The sequence below is a fragment of the Myxococcota bacterium genome (assembly GCA_039030075.1).
Classification (GTDB): Bacteria; Myxococcota_A; UBA9160; order UBA9160; family SMWR01; genus JAHEJV01.
Map to the genome: position 1 here is coordinate 15,858 of JBCCEW010000003.1, position 19,150 is coordinate 35,007.

Annotated in this window: 18 protein-coding genes and 1 tRNA gene; 8 read left to right on the plus strand and 11 right to left on the minus strand. The window is 69.5% G+C overall.

Features of this window, described 5'->3' with window-relative positions; all coding sequences use genetic code 11:
- Positions 1-32 precede the first annotated feature (32 nt).
- The 3 genes from AAF430_03620 to AAF430_03630 form a co-directional block, all read right to left on the minus strand.
- The gene (locus tag AAF430_03620) at positions 33-2,051 is read right to left on the minus strand and encodes a pilus assembly protein N-terminal domain-containing protein (protein ID MEM7409308.1); all 2,019 of its coding nucleotides are present in this window, start codon (positions 2,049-2,051) and stop codon (positions 33-35) included.
- A complete protein-coding gene (locus tag AAF430_03625) occupies positions 2,051-2,620 on the minus strand; it encodes an RNA polymerase sigma factor (GenBank protein MEM7409309.1) in 570 nt (189 codons plus the stop codon). Before AAF430_03625 ends, AAF430_03620 begins: the two co-directional genes overlap by 1 nt.
- A 117-nt stretch (positions 2,621-2,737) precedes the next feature.
- Positions 2,738-3,109, minus strand: a complete 372-nt coding sequence (locus AAF430_03630) for a hypothetical protein (GenBank protein MEM7409310.1) — start codon at positions 3,107-3,109, stop codon at positions 2,738-2,740.
- A 305-nt stretch (positions 3,110-3,414) separates the two neighbouring features.
- Here AAF430_03630 and AAF430_03635 point away from each other — a divergent pair, with 305 nt between their 5' ends.
- From AAF430_03635 to AAF430_03660, 6 genes are all read left to right on the plus strand, one after another.
- Positions 3,415-4,200: a PEP-CTERM sorting domain-containing protein gene (locus tag AAF430_03635; protein MEM7409311.1), complete on the plus strand. Its 786-nt coding sequence runs from the start codon at positions 3,415-3,417 to the stop codon at positions 4,198-4,200.
- Positions 4,201-4,333: 133 nt separating this feature from the next.
- Positions 4,334-5,371, plus strand: coding sequence for a hypothetical protein (locus AAF430_03640; GenBank protein MEM7409312.1), 1,038 nt, complete (start codon positions 4,334-4,336; stop codon positions 5,369-5,371).
- A complete protein-coding gene (locus AAF430_03645; protein MEM7409313.1) occupies positions 5,368-6,210 on the plus strand; it encodes a type II secretion system F family protein in 843 nt (280 codons plus the stop codon). Before AAF430_03640 ends, AAF430_03645 begins: the two co-directional genes overlap by 4 nt.
- Positions 6,210-7,103, plus strand: coding sequence for a type II secretion system F family protein (locus tag AAF430_03650; protein ID MEM7409314.1), 894 nt, complete (start codon positions 6,210-6,212; stop codon positions 7,101-7,103). Before AAF430_03645 ends, AAF430_03650 begins: the two co-directional genes overlap by 1 nt.
- A 12-nt stretch (positions 7,104-7,115) precedes the next feature.
- Positions 7,116-9,734, plus strand: coding sequence for a spermidine synthase (locus AAF430_03655; GenBank protein ID MEM7409315.1), 2,619 nt, complete (start codon positions 7,116-7,118; stop codon positions 9,732-9,734).
- A 127-nt stretch (positions 9,735-9,861) separates the two neighbouring features.
- Positions 9,862-10,206 carry a hypothetical protein gene (locus AAF430_03660; GenBank protein ID MEM7409316.1) on the plus strand — a complete coding sequence of 115 codons (345 nt, stop codon included), beginning with the start codon at positions 9,862-9,864 and terminating at the stop codon, positions 10,204-10,206.
- A 33-nt stretch (positions 10,207-10,239) separates the two neighbouring features.
- On the opposite strand, the gene AAF430_03665 is transcribed toward AAF430_03660, so the two are convergent.
- The 6 genes from AAF430_03665 to AAF430_03690 form a co-directional block, all read right to left on the minus strand.
- The gene (locus tag AAF430_03665) at positions 10,240-10,566 is read right to left on the minus strand and encodes a hypothetical protein (GenBank protein ID MEM7409317.1); all 327 of its coding nucleotides are present in this window, start codon (positions 10,564-10,566) and stop codon (positions 10,240-10,242) included.
- A gap of 64 nt (positions 10,567-10,630) precedes the next feature.
- Entirely contained in the window at positions 10,631-11,233 is a 603-nt protein-coding gene (locus AAF430_03670) for a hypothetical protein (protein ID MEM7409318.1), read from the minus strand.
- 37 nt (positions 11,234-11,270) lie between these two features.
- Positions 11,271-12,176: a formylglycine-generating enzyme family protein gene (locus AAF430_03675; GenBank protein ID MEM7409319.1), complete on the minus strand. Its 906-nt coding sequence runs from the start codon at positions 12,174-12,176 to the stop codon at positions 11,271-11,273.
- A 185-nt stretch (positions 12,177-12,361) separates the two neighbouring features.
- Entirely contained in the window at positions 12,362-13,342 is a 981-nt protein-coding gene (locus AAF430_03680; GenBank protein MEM7409320.1) for an FKBP-type peptidyl-prolyl cis-trans isomerase, read from the minus strand.
- Between the two features lie 124 nt (positions 13,343-13,466).
- The gene (locus tag AAF430_03685; GenBank protein MEM7409321.1) at positions 13,467-13,922 is read right to left on the minus strand and encodes a hypothetical protein; all 456 of its coding nucleotides are present in this window, start codon (positions 13,920-13,922) and stop codon (positions 13,467-13,469) included.
- A gap of 8 nt (positions 13,923-13,930) precedes the next feature.
- A complete protein-coding gene (locus AAF430_03690) occupies positions 13,931-15,892 on the minus strand; it encodes a multiheme c-type cytochrome (protein ID MEM7409322.1) in 1,962 nt (653 codons plus the stop codon).
- 180 nt (positions 15,893-16,072) lie between these two features.
- Between AAF430_03690 and AAF430_03695 the strand changes: the two genes are divergently transcribed.
- Entirely contained in the window at positions 16,073-16,507 is a 435-nt protein-coding gene (locus tag AAF430_03695) for a MerC domain-containing protein (protein MEM7409323.1), read from the plus strand.
- A gap of 12 nt (positions 16,508-16,519) precedes the next feature.
- Complete coding sequence (dmeF, locus tag AAF430_03700) at positions 16,520-17,434, plus strand: CDF family Co(II)/Ni(II) efflux transporter DmeF (protein ID MEM7409324.1); 915 nt, start codon at positions 16,520-16,522, stop codon at positions 17,432-17,434.
- Positions 17,435-17,473: 39 nt separating this feature from the next.
- Here dmeF and AAF430_03705 read toward each other — a convergent pair.
- Together AAF430_03705 and pap are read right to left on the minus strand one after the other, a co-directional pair.
- A tRNA-Ser gene (locus tag AAF430_03705) sits at positions 17,474-17,561 on the minus strand.
- An 83-nt stretch (positions 17,562-17,644) separates the two neighbouring features.
- A complete protein-coding gene (gene pap / locus AAF430_03710; GenBank protein MEM7409325.1) occupies positions 17,645-19,108 on the minus strand; it encodes a polyphosphate:AMP phosphotransferase in 1,464 nt (487 codons plus the stop codon).
- Between the last annotated feature and the right edge of the window lie 42 nt (positions 19,109-19,150).

Here is a 19,150-nt window from a genome sequence, read left to right on the forward strand (position 1 = left end):
CTCACTCGTGGCGGAAGGCACACGAGTCGAAATCATCTCCTAGGTGCCCGCGAGGCTACCGGAGTTTCCCCCTGGCGTCGGCTCGGCCCCCGGGCCACGGCCACTCCGAGGAGCTCGGCCGGGTCCGGAAAGACCCACAGCTCGGACCGGGAGTGCCGCTCCCGGACGATCGACGGGCTCACCACGATCACGAAATCCGTATCGTCGGCGGCATCTTGGCGGCTTTTCGCGGTCCAGCCGAGGCCCGGCACCTGGTGGAGCCCGGGCGTGAAGCGCGAGCTGTTCGTCGACGAAGACTGGACGAAACCGGCGATCAGGAAGCTCTGACCGTCCCGGAGCCGGGTAGTGGTCGTGAGCGAGCGGGTCTCGAAGGCCGCGGTGTTCTGGCCCGTCCCGGTGGCGTTGGTGATGTCCGCCGTCAGCTCGAAGTCGGGCTGCGAGACCGACGGGGTCACATCGAGCGTGATCATGTCGTCTTCCGCGACCATGGCCCGGACGGACACGTCGACGCCGAAGCTGGCGAAGACGGTGCTGGAGATCAGGGTGTCGGAAGCGGCCGAGGTCTGCGTATCGATGGTGACGTTGATCGGGATCACCCCGCCGGCGTTGAAGCGCGCCACCTCGCCCGACAGCACGGTCAGAGCGGGTCGCGCCAGGCTGCGCGCGATGCTCGCGTCCTCGAGCAGGGTCAGCGTCGCGTCGAGCGCGACGTGCTCGGCGACGTACTGGACGCCCGTCGCAACCGCTCCTCCCTGCAGCACCGAAGCGGCCGCCTGCACCTGGGTGGGCGTCACGGGCATTGCCGCGTCGCCCTGCAGGATCTGGGAGGTCGGCCCGGGAATCAGCGCGAAGTCGTCGAGCTCGTCGCCAAAGAGCACGTTGAGGTTCGGCTCCCAGGTGCGCAGCCGAGACCGACTGATCTCGTAGATCCGCGTCTCGAGCCGCACCTGGGGCAGGTCCGTCACGTCGATGAACGCGAGGATGCGGCCATCGGCCACCGACAGTGCTTTCGCCCGCGCGACGTTCGACGAGAGATCGTTGCCGACGCTACTGCCGAGCGATTGTCCGCCACCCCCCCCGCCGAAGCCGCCGAGGCTGTTCAGCTGGAAGCCCGGCTCGCCAGCGTTGTTGCCGGTGGCGAGGGAGCCCGCCTCGTTGGCCACGACCTCGATCGACGCTTCGGACACGTTGCGTCCGGAGACCAGGCGCGCCGCCGCGAGCAACACGCGCACCAGCTCGACCTGTCCGCGCACCTCGCCTTCGAGCACGAAGGTGTCGTTGCCGTCGTTCGGAATGCTCCCCTGGAAGAGCCGCCGCACCCGGACCTTCTTGCCGCCGATCGGCCCGATCGCGGCCTGGATCCGCGCTTCGAGAGAAGGCGGCAGCCCTTCGATCTGGATCAGATTGACGACGTCGGCGTCGCCGCGACGGTCGTCGGCGTTCAGGAAGATCGGGTTCGCTTCGGCGCCGCCGTCCGACGCGCCGTTGCCGTTTCCATTCCCGTTGCCGTTGCCGTTCCCGCTGGTGCTGGCAGACGTCGTGGCGTTGCCATCGCCCCCGCGCGTGGAGACGTAGAGTTCGCCGTCCGAGCGTCCGCGCGACTCACCGAGATAATCGAGGGCCATCGCTTCGGCCGCACTCGAGTAGCGCGCTTCGGGCACGCGGCCGCGCAACACCACGGCGTCTCGATCCGGCGCCGCAGAGACGCGAATGCCCGGATGGATGTCGCGGAGCGCCGCGGCGAGGATCGACAGGTCGCGCTGCACGTAGAGGACGAGCTCTTCGACACTGCCGTCGGCCGTCCAGAGCAGGACGTTGGTGCGCCCGACGCTGCTCCCGAGCGCGAGGAGCTCGCGGCTCGTGAGCAGATGCACCTGGGTCACGCGCGGGTTTCCGACGGCCACGCGCGTGACGTCGGAGGGAAGCGCGACGCGACGCTGGGACCCGAGCACGATCCGCAGCGACTCGGCGCTCGCGGCGAGCGCGCCGGCCAGAACGACCAGCAGCGTGAGGCCGGCGATGAAGGTGGGGAGGGGGGCGAGGCGACGCATTACGTCGTCTCGAGTTCGGCGCGTAGCGCGCTGCGCGCGCGGTTGAGCCGTGACCGCACCGTCCCGACCGGGAGCGAGAGTCGCTCGGCGATCTCGTGGTACTCGAGGCCCTCGACCCGCAAGGCGACGACCATGCGGTGCTCGTCGCAGAGCGCATCGAGCGCGCGGTCGAGCTCCTGCTGCAGCTCGCCGTTCTCGAAGGCTTCTTCCGGATCACAGAGCGGGCAGGTCGTGACCCAATCGATCCCGGCGCGCTCCTCCCACTTGCGACGGCGCTGGGCGGTGCGGCGTGCGTGGAGGCTGCGGTTCACGACGGTGCGGACGAGCCAACCGCGCGGGTTGGGCGGCGTGACCTCGGCCTTCCACAGCGTCACCAGCGCTTCTTGCACGGCGTCGTCGGCCTCGGCCCCGGAACCCAGGATGCGCTCGGCCACCTCGACGAGACGTCCGAGGTGGGGAGCCACCAGCTGGTGCAGGTCGTCGCAGGGTTCGGCCGCGGACGGACGGGTGGTGTCGGAGTCGGGAACCGGGAGGAGGGCGGCGCCCCGCGCAGACTGCGCGAAATTCATGGTCTGACCTCTCCGCCGCGGGGGGGCGGCGGATGCGATGGACGAAGGCAGGCTCGCGGCGGTCATGCGCGCGAACCCCGTCGGCGCGCGGTGAGCGCGTCGGGTCCTGAGCGAGGGTCAGTCGGCGGGAGGAGCGCGCGGCGGAGACGAGCGCGCCTCGAAGCGCGCGACGGTTCCGTCGGAGGCTCCGATCCAAACCGACGGCGTCCGCTGCGGCGTGACGTCGATCGATCGTTCCGGCGCGCAGGCGAGTTCGTCGCGAACGCCTGCCGCGCAAAGGGCGCAGGGAGTGGTCGCGTGTCCGGCCGTCGGCTCGAACGTCCCCGGCTCGAGCACTTCGCTGGCGTGCGCGGGCTCGCCGCAGTGGGCGTGGGTGTGCACGACCGCGGTGGCCGAGGAGGCCAGCAATGCAAACGAAAGCAGCATCGCCACGATCTGGGGGAAGGACACGAACGCCGTTTGGTTTTTTCGCAGAGATCCCGTGATCACGGGGTGCTCCCAGCCGGGGTTTCGAACTCGGCAAACTATCTGATGGCCCTGCCCGAACGCAACTCCCCGACGGAGGGAGGTAGGCAGCCGACCACCGACGGGCGGACGTGCTGGAGAAACGTGCCCCACCGACGGGGATCTCGGAACTCGGAACGCCGGGGCGGCACACACCCACTAAGAAGACTCTCGTGGTGCCATGTTAGGCGCCATTTTTGACCCAAGTTGGAGGAGTTGTTGTCATGACTGGGAATGGGCGATTCGCGCGCAGGTTCGCGCAGTTGCTGGGCGCGATGGCCGCGCTTGGAATGATTTCGGGGGCCGCGACGGCCCAGGAGCACTTCGACGTGCTGTTGTACGAGGATGCCGGCGGCAACCTCGCGGCAGGCGGCTCTGACGTCGATACGGCTGAGGCGTTCCCGAACCAAAACGTGTTCGAGGCCGAGCTCCTCGGCGATACGCTGTTGCCGACGCCGACCTTCGTTGGAGACGAGCCGGGGTTCTTCAGCTACTCCGACACGGCCGTGGGCGGCCCGCCGGTGGGCTTCCCCGCGGGTGCCGACAACCTGCCGGGCAGTGCGGACGTCCGCCTCAACTTCCGCGTCGAGCCGACGCTGGGCTTGAGCTTCGCCCGCTGGAACGACGGCCTCGGCATGTTCGAGGCGCCCGGCGCCGGCGAGTCGATCATGCTCGACACGCTGCTCGATCCGGGCGGAAGCATCGACGGCACCTCCGAAGTCCTGAACCTGCTGCTCGGGCCCACTTCGGCGACCGGCGCCCTCGACGATCACCCGGACTACGAGCTGTCGACCGCGGCCGGCACGGGCGTGTTCCTGGGATACGGGGATGCGAGCGTCGACGGCTTCGGTGCCCCGACGAACCCCTTCTGGATCGTCTTCGGCACCATCGACGAGTGTGAAGAGACGGAAACGTGCAACGCCATGCAGGAGGCGTTCAACGTGAGCATCGAGGAGCAGATCGAGGCCGCGATCCTCTACACCGAGACGGTGCTCGTGCCCGAGCCCAGCACCGCCCTGCTGGTCGGCCTGGGAATGCTCGCCATGGCCGGCCGCCGTCGCGCACAGCGCGCCTAGGCCAGCGCTCCCGCCCTCGGGCGGGGCGTTTCTCTCGAAATGCGGAGGCCCGGTGCCGAGATTCGGCCCGGGCCTCCGCTACTTTCCGGGCGCCGGCGCAGAGCCGCGACCCGATAGCCAGGAGGAGATCTCGATGCTTCGCCAGCAGATGTGGGGCCCCATCGACTGGACGCGATTCGTCTCGACCCTCGTCGCCGCGATCTTCGTCGCCGCGAGCGCGTCCGCTCAGCACATCGACGTGACGTTCCAGGAGAACGAATCCGACGGGCGCCTCAGCGTCCACGGACGCGACTTCGATCAGCTGCCGGCGTTCCGCCACGTCAACGGCAAGCGCGTGTTCGGCCGGAGCTTTCTGCTCTCGGGCAACACGCTGGTACAGGACGACCCGGGCTTCACCGCATCGGCTTTCGGCCCCGAGATCGATCCGTTCTTCCTCGATCCGCCTGTCCCCAACGAGAACCTCCACTTCCAGATCTCGGCCGCGCCCTCGTTTCTGACCGAGCTCGGTGGCCGGAACCTGAGCTACTGGGATGGCTCGGGAAGCGTCAGCTGGGGCCCGCTTCCCGCGGGAACCGACGGCATCACCATCAGCGTCGACCGCAGCAATTCGATGTTGCCCATGGCCACCGCGGACGGATCGACGAGCGACATCCCGGGTTTCGTCATTTCCGCCTCCGACGGCGCCGGCAGTATTCACACCCATATCGATTTCGAGCTGGATCCGGACAGCGGCGCCGACGGCGTCTACCTGATGATGCTCGAAGGGACGTTCGATGAATACGCCGAGTGGGTTCCGTTCTGGATCCTGTTCGAGGGATTCGCCGGCGGTGCCTCATCCGTCGCCCTCGCGATCAGCGACGTCGAGACCGACCTGCTGTTCCCGCTCTGCAGCGACGGCATCGACAACGATCGCGATGGCAACATCGACTTCCCCGCCGACGGCGGCTGCACCGATGCGAACGACATGTCCGAGCGCGACGTCATCGACGAGTGCGACAACGGCCTCGACGACGACATGGACGGTCTGATCGACCACCCGAACGACCCGGACTGCGTCACGGCGACGGGCACGGAGATGCCCGAGCCGGGTGTCGCCGTGAGCCTGCTCGCCGGCGGCGGCCTGGTCGGGCTGCTCGGACGGCGTCGCTCACAGCGCGCGCGCGGCGCGTGAACGACGCGCTGACCGCCCTCGCGTTCGCGCTCCTCGTGGGCGCGGGGGCGTTCGCGGCGCACCGCATCTGGGTGCGCACGCGGGCGGTGCGCCGCCTCGACGCGGAAGGCGCAGAGCTCACGACCTCACTTCAGGACGGCGCGATCCCGGCCTGGGTGCCGGCGGGCGTGGGCGCCGTAGTCGGCTTCAGCATCGCGTCGGTGTTCTTCGGAACGTCCGTGATGATCGCGCTCGCGGCCGGCTTCGACCTCGCCGCGCTCGTCTACGTCGGCTTCGCGGTGCGCGCTTCGAGCCGCGAACTGCGCTCCGAGCAGCAGCTCGGCGATGCCCTGCGTCTGATGACCGCAGCGCTGCGTGCGGGGGCCAGCCCGAACGACGCCCTCGAACGCGCCGCGGCCCAGGTGGGTGCGCCGATCGGGCCGCGTCTTGCGGAGGCCGCCGGCAAGCTGCGCCTCGGCGAAGACGCGAAGGAAGTCCTGGGCGCCCTCGGTCGCGAGAGCCACCTCGACTCGCTGCGCCTCTTCTCCCAGGCCCTCGCCGTCCAGTGGCGCGCCGGCGGTAGCCTGCAGCGCACGCTGACCACCGTCGGTGCCTTCGTGCGCGACCGTGTCGAGCTGCAGCGCCGCATCGAGAGCCAGATCGCACCGACGCGTTCCTCCGTATTGATCCTCGCCGGGGCCACCGCCGCCGTGGCGTTCTTGAGCTGGTCGAACGACCCGCTCAACATCGAGCGCTTCGTCGCGTCGTCGGTCGGCAACCTGGGGATCGCGATCTGTCTCGGCCTGCAAGGGCTCTCGTTCCTCTGGATGTGGAACCTGAGCCGGTTCGAGAACGGCTGATGGATCTCTTCGGCGCCATCGCGGGGGGGTCCCTGCTGGCCGCGGCCGGCGTGTCGAGCCTCGAGCTCTGGCGGCGGGCGCAGGTGCGTCGCCGCCTCTTCGAGGACGACGCCAGCGAGGAGATCGAGCCGACGCTCCTCGAGGACCGCTCGCGCCTTGGCACCTGGCTGGTCCGCGCGGGCTACCGCGATCGCAGCGCGCCCCTCACCTTCATCGCCGCGCTGGCGACGAGCCTCGTCGCCGCGGTCGGGACGATCCTGCTGGCGCTGCAGTCGCCGGTGGTGCCGGCGCTCGCGAACCAATTGCTCGCGCTGCCGGTGGTCGGGGGCGGCGCGGCCACCGTGATCGGGCTGCTGCCCTGGTTCCTGGGAATCGCGCTGGCGGCGGCCCCGATCCTCTGGGTGCGACGTCAGCGCCGCGAGCGCGTCGCCTCGGTCGAACGCGATCTGCCGCTCGCCCTCGAAATCCTGGCCACGCTGGCCGAAGCCGGTTCGGGCTTCGATTCCTCGATCGCCCAGCTGCTCGACGCCCAGGCGAGCGATCGCCCGCTGCCGCAGGAGCTGCGCGTATACCAGCTCGAGATGCAGACCGGCGCGGGCCGCGCGCGCTGCCTCGAACGCCTGAGCGATCGCGTCGGTGTGACCCAGATGACCGACCTGGTGCGCTCGCTGACCCACGCCGAAGAGACGGGCAGCGGCATCGCCGGGATCCTGCGTCCCCAGGCCGAAGACCTGCGACAGCAGCAGCGCGAACGCGCACTCGCGCGCGCGGAAGCGCTCCCCGAGAAGCTGGTGTTGCCGCTGCTGGTGGGCTTCCTGCCCGGCCTGATGGTCTGGACCCTGGGCCCGGCCTTCCATCAGCTCTTCGGCATGCTCGACGCCGCGCTGGGCTGAGGCTTCGCTCCCATGTCCGCGGGCCTCTTCTTCTGCGCCATTGCGCTCGCGATCTCCGGAGCCGCAGGCCTCGGCTACCAGATCGTGTGGACCCGTACCCTCGGCGTCGGCCTGGGCCACGAGATCATTGCCCTGCTCGCGGTGGTGAGCGCGTTCTTTGCCGGCCTGGCCCTCGGCGCCTGGGCGTTGGGCGGCCGGGTCCGGTCGAGTGCGGTGCCGGGACGCTGGTACGTCGGGCTCGAGATCGCCGTGGGAGTGTGGGGACTCGCGCTGCTGCCCATCCTTTCCTGGATCGTCGATCGGTCGCCCCTCTGGCTCGGCGCGACACCGACGCTGGCCCAGCAGCTCGGTGTGGTGTTCGTGCTGCCGGCCCTCGCCTTCGCACCCGCCACGGTCGCGATGGGCGCCACGGTCCCGGCGATGGAGCGCTTGCTGACCCAGTCGGCGCGCGCGCGTCACATCGCCCTCATCTACGGGGTGAACACCTTCGGCGCCCTCGTGGGCGTGCTCGGCTTCACGTTCTGGGCGATCCCCGCGCTCGGGTTTCGCGCGGCCACCTTCGCGCTGGTGTCGCTCAGCTTCGGTTCGGCGGCGCTCGGCGCGGTCGGCGCGCGTCGGCTGCTTCGGGAGACGCGGGACGAAGCGCCCGAGCACAGCGATGCACAACCATCGGTCGCGACCCTCGGCACGGTGGCCCTCGGGCTGGCCCTCGTCACCACCGGGTTTCTCGGCATCGCCTACGAGTCGCTGGTGGTGCGGGTCATGTCCCAGGTCTTCGAGGGCGCGATCTACAGCTTCGCCGCCGCGCTCTCCGTGTATCTGCTCGGGACCGTGCTGGGGGCCGGCGCCTACCAGCGCTGGGGCCGCCGCACCCGGGACTTCGCGCGCACCCAGGGATGGCTCGCGCTCGGAACCGCGCTCACCATCACGGCCGGGATCGCGGCGCTCTACGGCGCCTTCGACCTCTACCGAAGCTTGCGCCTGGCTCTCGGCGACACGCTGCCCGCCGTGGCGACGGCCGAGTTCACGATGGCCCTGCCCATCCTGCTCCTGCCCAGTGCGTTCATGAGCGCCCTGTTCTGCCATCTCGTCCAGGCCGCGGAAGACACCGGGAAGGGCGTGGGCTGGGGCATCGCCTGGAACACGCTCGGGTCGGCGCTCGCCCCGGCGATCGCGGTGCTCGCCGTACTGCCCCTCGTGGGCGCGAAGTGGGCACTCGTCGCGACGGCGCTCGGCTACCTCGGTCTCGTGTCGTGGCCGAGTTCGAGTGGAGCGATGCGGGTCGCGGCCGCCGCGGCGCTCTTGCTCGTCGCGGTCCTGCCGCCGGCGCTGCGGATCGTGACGCTGCGCGACGACGAGCAAGTGCTCGCCTACCGCGAGGGCGCCCTCGCGTCGGTGGCGGTCGCCGAGCGCGAGGAGGGTCGGAACCTCCGGGTGAACAACCGCTTCCAGATGGGCGGAACCACACCCGACGGGATTCGGGTGCAGCGCCTGCAAACGCACCTCCCGCTGCTCTTCCACCCGAACCCGAAACGCGCCCTGTTCCTGGGCGTCGCGAGTGGGGTCACGGTGGGCACCGCGCTCGAACATCCGGATCTGCGCGCCGACGCCGTCGAACTCGTCCCCGAAGCGCTCGAGATGTTGCCCTACTTCGCGCCCGAGAATCGCAGCGAAGACTACGGGGAACGCGTCCGACTCTTCGCGGCCGACGCGCGACGCTTTGCGCGGTCGAGCACGGATCAGTACGACGTCGTCATCGCCGACCTTTTCCATCCCGGACGCGACGGCAGCGGATTCCTGTATACGCGGGAGCACTTCGCCGCGATCGAAGCGCGGCTCGCCGAGGATGGACTCTTCTGTCAGTGGCTACCGCTCTTTCAGCTGGACACGCCGATGCTGCGCGCGATCATCGCGAGCTTCGGCGAGGTCTTTCCTTGGGGCTTCGCCGTCATGGCCGACCTCGACATCCGATACCCCGCGCTGGGCCTGATCGGTCGCCGGGGACCCGGCGATTTCCCGCCCGACTACGTGCGTCAGCGCTTCTCCCACCCGGCGCTCGCCCCGGTCGCGCGCAGCACACTGCTGCACGACGAGCGGCGTTTGTTCGGGTTGATGCTGTTGGGCCCGGACGACCTGAAGGAGCTGGCGGAAGACGTCTCCCCGAACACGGACGATCACCCCCATGTGCTCTTCGAAGCGCCGCGCTTCACCTACCAGCGCGACGTGCCCTCGTACCGACAGCTGCGCTGGCTCCTCGATCGCGGTTCCGTCGACGTCGAGGGCGCGCTCGGGTCGGCTCCCGCCGCCGGCGAAACGGCGACCGGAACGCGCCGCGCCGCCGAGGTGCGCCGCTACCAAGAGGCCCGCGACCTGTACCTGCGCGCTCTGATCGCCGAGCGAGAGGAAGGTTGGGAGCGCGCGCTCCCCCTCTACGAAGCGAGCGTGCGGGCGAGTACGGCGTTCACGACCAGCTTCGCGAAGCTCTTCGCGGTGGGACGCGCATGGATGCAGACGGACCCCGCGCGAGGTCGCGCCCTCTTGGAGGAGCTGGCCAAGGCGCGCCCCGGCGTCCCTCGACTGGAAGCGTTGCTGCGCGAGGCGCCCCGGCGTGATGCGGCCGGAGTTCCCTGACTCCCTGGCAGCGGTAACGGCGTGATCGAGGGCAAATACCCACGCCTTGTCACTGCATGCTCCCCCGGTTCCCTTTGCCGGGGATGCCGGGTGTCCCGTACCCTGGAGCGAGTCACAGGGGGACACCATGAGCCACAAGATCCACGACGCGCACGACCATCGTCACGAAGCCGGCTGCGGCCACACCGCGATCCAGCACGACGGTCACGTCGACTACCTGCATGACGGGCACCTGCATCATCCGCATGAGGACCACGTGGACGAACACAGTCTCGCGGTGGGCGACGCCAACCCCGACACCTGCACACCGAGCCATGCCTGCTCCGGTCACGACGCTGGGCATCAGCACGGACCGGGTTGCGGCCACGAAGCCGTTCCCCATGGCGATCACCACGACTACCTGGTCGGCGGGCATCTGCACCACCCGCACGGCGGTCACTGCGACGATCACGGCGCCGTTCAGGTCGGCTAGCGCCGGGCCGCCTCACGCGGCGCCTCCCCCTTCCTAGTTCGCGTCCATCCCAAGGGCGATCGCAACCACGAGGGCTGCGAGCGCCAGGGGGAAGAACGCGACGTTCATAGCGCGCAGGATGCCGACCACGCGGTCGACCCGCGGGTCGCCGAGTGCGCGGTGCTCCTTCGCACGCACGAAACGTCGGATCCGTTCCGTATCGCCGGCACCCAGCGAAGAGCCAGGACGTCCCAGCTCTTCCCACACCGCCGCATGGTGCGCGGCAAGGTGCGACCAGAGCCGCTTCGACACGAAGAAGATCGCGGTTCCCAGCAAGAGCTGACCCCCGACGAGGGCCGCGAGCACGATCACGAGCTCCATGCGCGTTTCTCCTGCTCTCGGGGTGGGCCCGTGCGCGGCGAGGGTGGGGGCAGCGGGCGTCGCTCTACTCTTCTTCTTCCGACCCGTAGTAGAGCAGCGCGACCGGAACGCTGAGCAGCTTGTCGACGTCGAGGTACGCGTAGATCGGGGCGCGCACGAAGGTCATGCACGCGTTGACCAGGGTCACCCCGGGCTGAAGCAGCGTGTAGACGACCTTCTCGCCGGCAGAGGCGTCCGACGCCCAGAGCCGGTAGGGAACGATCTCGATCACGCCCGCGTCGATCGTGTCGAACCAGAAGGACTTCTCGTGTCCGCCCACGACGGTGGTCTCTCGCTGGTATTGCACCGCCTGGCCGGTTCGCTGGGCCTTCTCCCAGGCTTCCATCGCCGCCGCTTGTCCGCGATCCGTGTTTACCCGGCGACGCGGATAATGCAGCCCTCCGACCGGCTGGAAGACGACTTCGGGAAGGCGGAAGTGGCCGTAGATCGCGGGGCGCTCTGCGTAGATCGTCTTGGTGCCGAAGGCGCCGTCGAACCCCGGATCTCCGACGTACCAGTCGGCGAAGCTGTGGTGGTCGTCCAGCTCGAAGGTCGCGCAGCCGACGCCGAAGAGCAGGAACCCGGCGCAGGCGGCGAGCCGAAGCGCGCGGTTCGTTCGTGTAGTCATTTCGTCCCTCCCCTGGGTGCGGACATCGCCAGACCCGTCATTGGGTTCCGCTGGATGCACCCGCTCCTTCGGCGGGGATCTCCCGCACCAGTCGGAAGCCGGTATCACCCCGGGCGTCGAGCTCGGTCTTGGTGCGGCGCGCCACGGTCGCGCGTTCGGCCGACGCGATCCAGGAGCCGCCGCGTGTCGGGCGTGTATTGCAGTCGCCGTCGGCCCCGAACAGGAACCGTTTCGTCACCGTGCGCCAGGCGGAGCCGTCGGTGGGCGCCTTCCCGTAGTTGTCGTGCCAACAGTCCTGGGTGTACTCGCTGACGTTGCCGGTGGTGTCGAAGAGTCCCCAGGCGTTCGGTGCGTAGGAGGCCACCTCCGCGGTTCCGAAGCCCACCCCATCGTTGCAGGGGATCTTCCAGCTGAACTCGGTCTCGGCGTCCGCGATGTTCGCGTGAACGCAGAGACCCGCCTGGGAGTTGCCGAAGGAGAAGAGGCTTCGGGTGCCCGCGCGCGCCGCGTACTCCCACTCGGCTTCGGAGGGCAGCCGGTAGGTATGCCCCGTCTGGTCGCTGAGCCACTGCGCGTAGGCCTCGGCGTCGTTCCAGGTGACGCAGACGACGGGCCAACGCAGGTTCTGCTTGAAGGGCATGATGCGCCAGGAGTACTGCGGGTCCCGCTGCTTGAAGTTCCACGGGTAGCAGTCGAGTTCCGTGCGCTCGACTTCCGTTCTGTAGTCGGTGGCCTGCACGAAGCGCGCGAAGTGGGCCTGGGTGACCTCGGTGACCATGATCGCAAAGGGCCGCGCGAAGGTGACCGTGTGCTCCGGCGCGGAGCTGTCGAGCGCGACCTCGTGCTCGGACCCCATCACGAACGATCCGGCGGGCAGGTTCACGACGACGGGCGCCTTTCCGCCGTCTCGCAGCGTGTCCTGGTAGTAGGTGTCGAGCTGCACGGAGCCGGGCTCGCCAGACACCGGGGGCGACACCGCGAAGAGGAGAACGGCGGCAAACCTGCCAAAGCCTGCCCAGCGCGGATTCCGACGACTCTGCATGCGACCTTCCCCTTCCGCCCTCGAGAGTCCCGCGTCCCAGCGCGACGGCCCGTGAAGCGCTTCACGCCGCTGTCCTTTTTGAAGCCCTACTCGATACTCACCAACTCGATGTCGTAGGCGAGCGCTGCGCCGGGCGGGATCCTCGGCCCGCCCCTTTCGCCGTAGGCGATCGCGGCCGGGCACACGAGGCGAGCCTTGCCGCCGACCCGCATGCGCGCGATCCCTTCGGTCCAGCAGGGAATCACCTGATCCAGAGGAAACGCCATCGGCTCGTCCACCTCGTGGGCCAGGCTGCCGTCCCGCAGAGTGCCGCGGAAGCGCACACGCACCTGATCCGTCGGCTGGGGCTGTGCACCGCTGCCCGGTGTGACGTCGGTGAAGACCAGACCCGAAGCCGTGCGCACGGCGCCGGGCTTCTTCGCCTCCTGGTCGACGAAGGCCTCGGAAACGACCAGCTCCTCGGCGGTTGCCGCGTACAGCTCGAGCTGCTCGCTCTCCGGCGCCAGCCGTGCCGCTGCGCGGTAGTCGGGCGCCGCTTTCGCGAAGTTCCCCTGCCGGGCGTAGAGAAGCCCACGACCGAGGTGTGCTCCGACGCTGGGCTTCAGGGAGAGCGAGGTCACATAGGCCGCAAGCGCTTCTTCGGTTCGACCCAGCTGCAGCAGCATGTTGCCGCGGTTCGCGTGGGCCTCGTAGATCCAGCTGTAGCCCGGGTCGGGGCCCGCGAGGGCACGGTCGAAGGCGGCGAGCGCTTCGTCCGTGCGCTGCAGGACCATGAGGGCCGTGCCGTGGCGGTGGTAGAGCGTCGGCACGTCGGGAGCGAGTGCGATGGCCTCTGCGTAGCGCTGCTCGGCCAGGGCCACGTCGCCCTGCCGAAATGCTTCGTCCCCCGCCAGCGCCTTCTGGCGCGCGGGCTCGCTCTGCCTCGCGACGTGGAGCCAGGCGTCTTGGACGAGCTCGTCGGCAAGCGCCTTGGTCGCCGCGCCGACCTCGTCCTCGGCCTCGACCCGCGCAGGCGCGCCGCACAAGACGAACAGGGACAACACGCCGAGGGCGAGACGTCGGGACATCGAGGGCTCCCCGTGCGCCCGACGACGCGATGCAAGGCGTCGCGCGATCGGTCCGCGACACCAGCATACGTCAGGCGGCGCGCGCCGTGGCCGCGGATGCGGCGGGCGGTACGGCCTCGCCGCCCTAGGGCTTGCGGCCGCGCTGCAGGGCCCACGCGGTGCGGAAGGCGGCCACCACCAGGCAGACGCCACCCACGGGTGCCAGCAGGATGCCCGGGCCCGGATCCCCGCCATAGATCCAGACGCCGCCGAGGAAGAACCCGAGCGAAAGCAGGAAGCTGGCGAACAGCAAGCGGGAAGTCAGGCCGAGGCCACCGCGATCCTGCGGCCAGGACGACACGGTCGCGGCGAACCCGAGCTGCACCAGCGACAGCAGCGCGCCGTGGGCATGCGCAAGCCGCCAGAGCAGCCGACGCGTCTCGAAGGCCGGGTCGAGGAACCAGGGCGCCTTGAAGCCGTGCAGCCCTTCGAGCGCGAGCCCGAGCAGCGCGAAGCCAGCGAGCGCCCACCAGCCCACGAGCAGGTGGCGCTGTCGAACGCGTTCCGCCAGCGCGAGAGATCCGTCTTCGCTCTCACTCACGTCGTGTCCTATTCCGCCAGGATCACCGGCGGATCCAACCGTCGGCCCCGCAGCTCACGAAAACGATCGTCCATCAAGTGGCCCTCGGCGTCGATCAGCAGCGCCTCCGATGCGCTGGGCCGATCGGCGCCCTCCCGCCACTTCGCTTCGGCCCGCAGGCGTCGGGCACTCCGGAACGCTTCGGGGTCGACGAAGTCGTACTCGAAGTCGGCGTAGCCGGGTAGCCGTTTCAAGGACTGCTGGCCGATGAATCGCACCACGTCGTAGCGGTCGGTGAGGAGCTCGGCCAGGTAGATCCCCATCCATTCCGTTCCCGAGGCCTCTTGGGCCGGTTCCCAGCCGTAGTGCCAAGCGGCGATCGCGCGCTGCCCCGCGTCGCCCTGGAGGATCCAACGCACCGAGGACGCCACGCTGCGCTGCTCCTCACTCAAGGCCGGAGGCGGGATCTCGTACCACGCTGAGAGGTGGTCGGCCGTCCACGCGAGGGTCTTGTCCAGGTGGCAGAGGTTGCACGCGTTGGGCCGGCCCGTCGCCATCGTCGTCGCCACGTCGGGACTGTCGACGGTGTGGCTGCGCATCGCCTTCATCAAGCCGAGGGTCGTGTGGGGCATGTGGCAGTTGGTACAGCGGCTGCCCGCGGAACTCGCCGGGTGGTGGGTGTGGCGAACGAGTTCGGCTTCCGCCTCGTACTGCTCGTGGCATTGGAGACACGCCGGGTTCCCTCGCATCCCGGGTTTCAGCTGGTCGTTCGCCCACTCACCGCGGGGACGGCGATCGTCGGTTCCCGGGTGCATGGAATGACACGAGAGACACGACATCGTGCCACGCTGATGGCAGGGCGTCTCCAGCATGCCGTTGTACTCGCGGCCGCTCACCCGAACCATGCCGTCGGACCAGAACCGACGCTCGAAGTACTGCGGTGTCTTCTCGAGGTTCCTCGCGACGACGGGGTCGGCACGGTCCTGGCCGAACTGGAAGACGTGGCGCGAGGCGTGGAGATCGCCCCCGGGTCGATACGCGAAACCCTGGTGGTCGTAGGCGGCTTCACTCTCGGCGTCGAAGAAGTCGAAGACTGCATGGCACTGGCCACAGACCTGGGACGACCGTTGGTGGTCGAGGTCCGCGACGTTGACCAGCGTCGGGTCGTCCTCGGTCGAGAAGTGTTCGCGGTAGCGGTGCAGCGGGTTCCGGTGGATCGCCGCGTGCTCCTCGGCCGCCCCGTGGCAGGCTCCGCAGGCGATGCCGAACTCCGCCACCCGGGTATCGGGGCTCGGCTCCGCCTCCCAGCGCGGCTGGCCTCGCACGACGTGACACTTGATGCACGTCTTGTTCCACAGGCCCGTCTGCATGTTCGGGCGCGAAGGAGGAGCAACGAAGATCGATCCGTAGGGAACCCAACGCTGCTCGGACGTGATCCAGATGAACGGGAGCTTCCCGAGGTTGCGCCCCTCCCCGGTCCGGAACCAGAAGGCCTGCTGATGATGGGCGCCGGTCGAGAGCACCAGCTCGAAGGTCCGGCCCGGCAGCGCTTCCCCTGAGGTCGGTGAACGTGCCGCCTTCATCTCCATGAAGAAGCCGTTCCCTTCGCGGTAGAAGCGGAACTCCCGACCGAAGTGGACGAGCCTGCGATCGTCGAAGTCGGCGATCACCGTGTCCTCGGACACGACCTGGGTCATGGTGCGGTGGTGGGACGCGTGCCAGGTCTCGTATTGGCTGGGATGGCAGGCGCGACACGTCTCCGAAGCGACGTAGCCGTCCTCGTCCACGGCCACGGGTCGATGGGCCGTGCTCGTCTCGGACGCGGCATCGGGGAGGAACCACGCGTTCCAGCCAGCGCCCAGGCCGGCCGCGCCGAGGGCCGCCGCGAGCATCAGGACCGACCCCACGCGTTCGCGTCTCACGTCGGCGTACCCACGGGCATCATCGCGGTCTTCCTCGCCGAGAGCCGGTTCGGGATCGGAATGCGCCACGCGCGGATCGTCGCCTCACAAGCCTTCGAGAGTAGTCCGCACCCGGCGTTCCGCCCTCGGGCGGGCGCGCAACCGGGCCTGGAATTCTGGGAACTGGTTCCCGCCGACCGGCACCCTCCGGGTACTGCCCTTCGATCGACCCCTGCGCGTCGAAGGTTTGCTTGGAAGGGAGAGCACCCGTTGGAAGAAACGAGGACACCCGGCCTCCGGTCGTTCGCCGACGGGGTCGGCATCGCGGGCTCGGCCATCTGCGCATTGCACTGCGTGGGTGCACCGCTGCTGCTGGTGGCGGGTACGGCGGTTCCGGCCTCCTTCCTCTCGGGCGAGCAATTCCACCAGCTGTTGCTCTGGGGAACGCTGCCTGCGTCGGCGCTCGCCTTCGGCCTGGGGTGCTGGCAGCACAAGGACCCGCGCGTGCTCGCCCTGGGCATCCTCGGGCTCCTGGGACTGTCCGCCTCGGTGGTCGCGCACGACTGGGTCGGCGAGGGGGGCGAGCGTGCGCTGACCCTCGCGTCCGCCGGTATCCTGATCGCGGGCCACCTCCTGAACTTCCGTCGGTGCCGCGACACGGGATGCGACCACGAAACCGAGGCGCACGAAGCCGGGGCGGGCTAGCAGAGGCGACCGATGCACACGATCGAGCTCTCCCAGTGGCAGCACGAGCACGACTACCTGCCGCACGGCCACCGCCACAGCGAGCGCCAGACCCGGCGGGTAATCGCGCTCACCGCGGTCATGATGGTGGTCGAGATCCTCGCCGGCACGGCCTGGGGATCCATGGCCCTGCTCGCCGACGGGTGGCACATGGCGAGCCATGCCTCGGCGCTGAGCATCACGGCCTTCGCCTACTGGTACGCGCGCCGTCACGCGGGGAACCCGGAGTACACCTTCGGGACCGGCAAGGTCAGCGTTCTCGGAGGCTTCACCAGCGCGGTCGTGCTCGGGGTGATCTCGATCTCGATCGCCTGGGAGTCGATCACGCGGCTCGTGCAGCCGGTCCCCATTCGCTTCGACGAGGCGATCGTGGTGGCCTTCCTGGGCCTCGCCGTCAACCTCGTCTCCGCCTGGATGCTCCGCGGCGACCATCATCACGGAGGCCACGCTCACAGCCACGACCACAACCTGCGCGCGGCCTACCTGCACGTACTGGCCGATGCGCTCACGTCGACGACGGCCATCGTCGCGCTGACGGCCGGGAAGTACGCCGGCTGGGTGTGGATGGATCCGGTGATGGGCGTGGTCGGGTCGATCGTGATCGCGCGCTGGTCGCTCGGGCTGATCCGGGACACCTCGAGCATCCTGCTCGACTGCAGCGTCGACGAGGAACGCGAGACGCAGTTGGCGCGCGAAGCCATCGAAGCGGACGGCGATGCGCGCGTCGCCGACATCCACCTCTGGCGGATGGGCCCGGCGCATCTGGCGGCCGCGATCTCGGTGGTGGCGCACCACCCGCGATCACCGGATCACTACCGGGGTCGCCTCTTGAAGGCGGTTCCGCTCTCGCACGTGACCATCGAGGTGCACGACTGCGGCGACGGCTAGGGCGCTTCCGGGAAGCGGACGAGCCCCGCGGAGCCAGAGTGGCGGAGAGGGAGGGATTCGAACCCTCGATGGGTTGCCCCATACTCCCTTAGCAGGGGAGCGCCTTCAGCCACTCGGCCACCTCTCCGGGACGGCGCAGGATACCGCGCGCCCGGGCCGCCAGCACCCGTTCCTGCGCTGGCTCCGACCCGGGCCCGGCCCCTGGCGCGGTCAGCCCAGGGACTCCCCGAGCGCCCGCACCACGTGCTCCAGAACCGCCACCCGGGCGAAGCGCTTGTCGTTCGCCGGCACCAGGTGCCAGGGCGCCGCCGGCGTATCGGTGCGCACCACCATTTCGTGCACGGCCTCGGTGTAGGCCGCCCATTTCTCCCGGTTGCGGTAGTCCTCGTCGGTGATCTTGTGGCGCTTGTGGGGGGTGTCCTTGCGGGCCTCGAAACGACGCAGCTGTTCCTCGGGATCGATGTGGAGCCAGAACTTCAACACCACCGACGGCGCCGCCGCGAGCTGTGCCTCGAAGTCGTTGATCTCCGCGTAGGCGCGGCGCCAGTCGGCTTCCTGGGCAAACCCCTCGATCCGCTCCACGAGCACGCGCCCGTACCAGCTGCGATCGAAGATCGCGAGCCGCCCAGCGGGCGGGAGCCGACGCCAGAAGCGCCAGAGGTACGGATAGCGATGCTCTTCCCCGCTCGGTGCCGCGATCGGAAACACCCGGGTATCCCGCGCGTCGACGGCCTGCGTGATCCGGCGGATCGCACCGCCCTTGCCGGCGGCGTCCCAGCCTTCGAAGACGAGCACCGTGCGCAGACCCCCGTGTTCGGCGCGATTCACCAACTCGAAGAGCGTGCGCTGGGCGGCGTCGCGGCGTTCGCGGTAGTCGGACTTCTCGAGAGAAGACGACAGGTCCACACGGTCGAGCACCGTCGGCGATGGGGAGGAGTTCGGAGACGGTGAGGGCGGCGGCGGGGCCTGGGCGACGGCCGCGCGCTCGAGGGCGGCGAGGGCGATCTCTCCAGCCCGCCAATCGCGCCCCTGGGCATCTCCCCCATGCAGCACCTGCCAGGGCGACTCGGCGCGGTCGGTGCGAAGCAGCAGCGCTTCGGCCTCGGGCCGCAGGGTTTCGAAGTCGTCGCAGATCTTCCAATCGAGCTCGTCGAGGCGCCACTCGCCGTTCGGGGTCTCCGCTTCCTTCAGGCGCTTCTCGTGATCCTCGGCGGGCAGGTGCACCCAGAGCTTCACGAGTTCGACGCCGTCGGCCGCGAGGCCGCGCTCGAACGCCTCGAAGTGCTCGAGCTCGCGCGCGTAGGTGGCGTCGTCGAGTTCGCCCCGCACACGCTTCGCAAGCTGGGCCTGGGGCCAACCACCGAACCACACGCCGACACGCCCCTTCGCCGGGAGGTCCCGCCAGTAGCGCCAGAACGCGGGGTACGCGTCTTCTCCGGCGAAGGCGGGCCCGAAGGCACGCGAGACCAGGTAGCGCGCGTCGAGCCACTCATGGAGGCGGTTGAAGACCGAAGTGGCGCCGGGCCGGTCGTCCCCGGCAATCATCAGCAGCACCGACCGCTCGGCGGCCTCGCGCAACGCCCGCTGCGCCATGAGCAGGGCGACGCGCAGCTCGGGAGTGCGCGCCTCGAATTCCTTCTTCGACAGCCGCGTTTCCGGCACCGACTCGAGCACGGGCGCAGTATAGACCGGGACGCGCCGCGACCCGGTGTGCAG

What these genes read in the sequence shown, in the direction of transcription:
- AAF430_03620 (MEM7409308.1), bottom strand. Translation starts at nt 2,051, where the DNA reads ATGCGTCGCCTCGCCCCCCTCCCCACCTTCATCGCCGGCCTCACGCTG.
- AAF430_03625 (MEM7409309.1), bottom strand. Translation starts at nt 2,620, where the DNA reads ATGAATTTCGCGCAGTCTGCGCGGGGCGCCGCCCTCCTCCCGGTTCCC.
- AAF430_03635 (MEM7409311.1), top strand. Translation starts at nt 3,415, where the DNA reads ATGATTTCGGGGGCCGCGACGGCCCAGGAGCACTTCGACGTGCTGTTG.
- AAF430_03640 (MEM7409312.1), top strand. Translation starts at nt 4,334, where the DNA reads ATGCTTCGCCAGCAGATGTGGGGCCCCATCGACTGGACGCGATTCGTC.
- AAF430_03650 (MEM7409314.1), top strand. Translation starts at nt 6,210, where the DNA reads ATGGATCTCTTCGGCGCCATCGCGGGGGGGTCCCTGCTGGCCGCGGCC.
- AAF430_03655 (MEM7409315.1), top strand. Translation starts at nt 7,116, where the DNA reads ATGTCCGCGGGCCTCTTCTTCTGCGCCATTGCGCTCGCGATCTCCGGA.
- AAF430_03660 (MEM7409316.1), top strand. Translation starts at nt 9,862, where the DNA reads ATGAGCCACAAGATCCACGACGCGCACGACCATCGTCACGAAGCCGGC.
- AAF430_03665 (MEM7409317.1), bottom strand. Translation starts at nt 10,566, where the DNA reads ATGGAGCTCGTGATCGTGCTCGCGGCCCTCGTCGGGGGTCAGCTCTTG.
- AAF430_03670 (MEM7409318.1), bottom strand. Translation starts at nt 11,233, where the DNA reads ATGACTACACGAACGAACCGCGCGCTTCGGCTCGCCGCCTGCGCCGGG.
- AAF430_03680 (MEM7409320.1), bottom strand. Translation starts at nt 13,342, where the DNA reads ATGTCCCGACGTCTCGCCCTCGGCGTGTTGTCCCTGTTCGTCTTGTGC.
- dmeF (MEM7409324.1), top strand. Translation starts at nt 16,520, where the DNA reads ATGCACACGATCGAGCTCTCCCAGTGGCAGCACGAGCACGACTACCTG.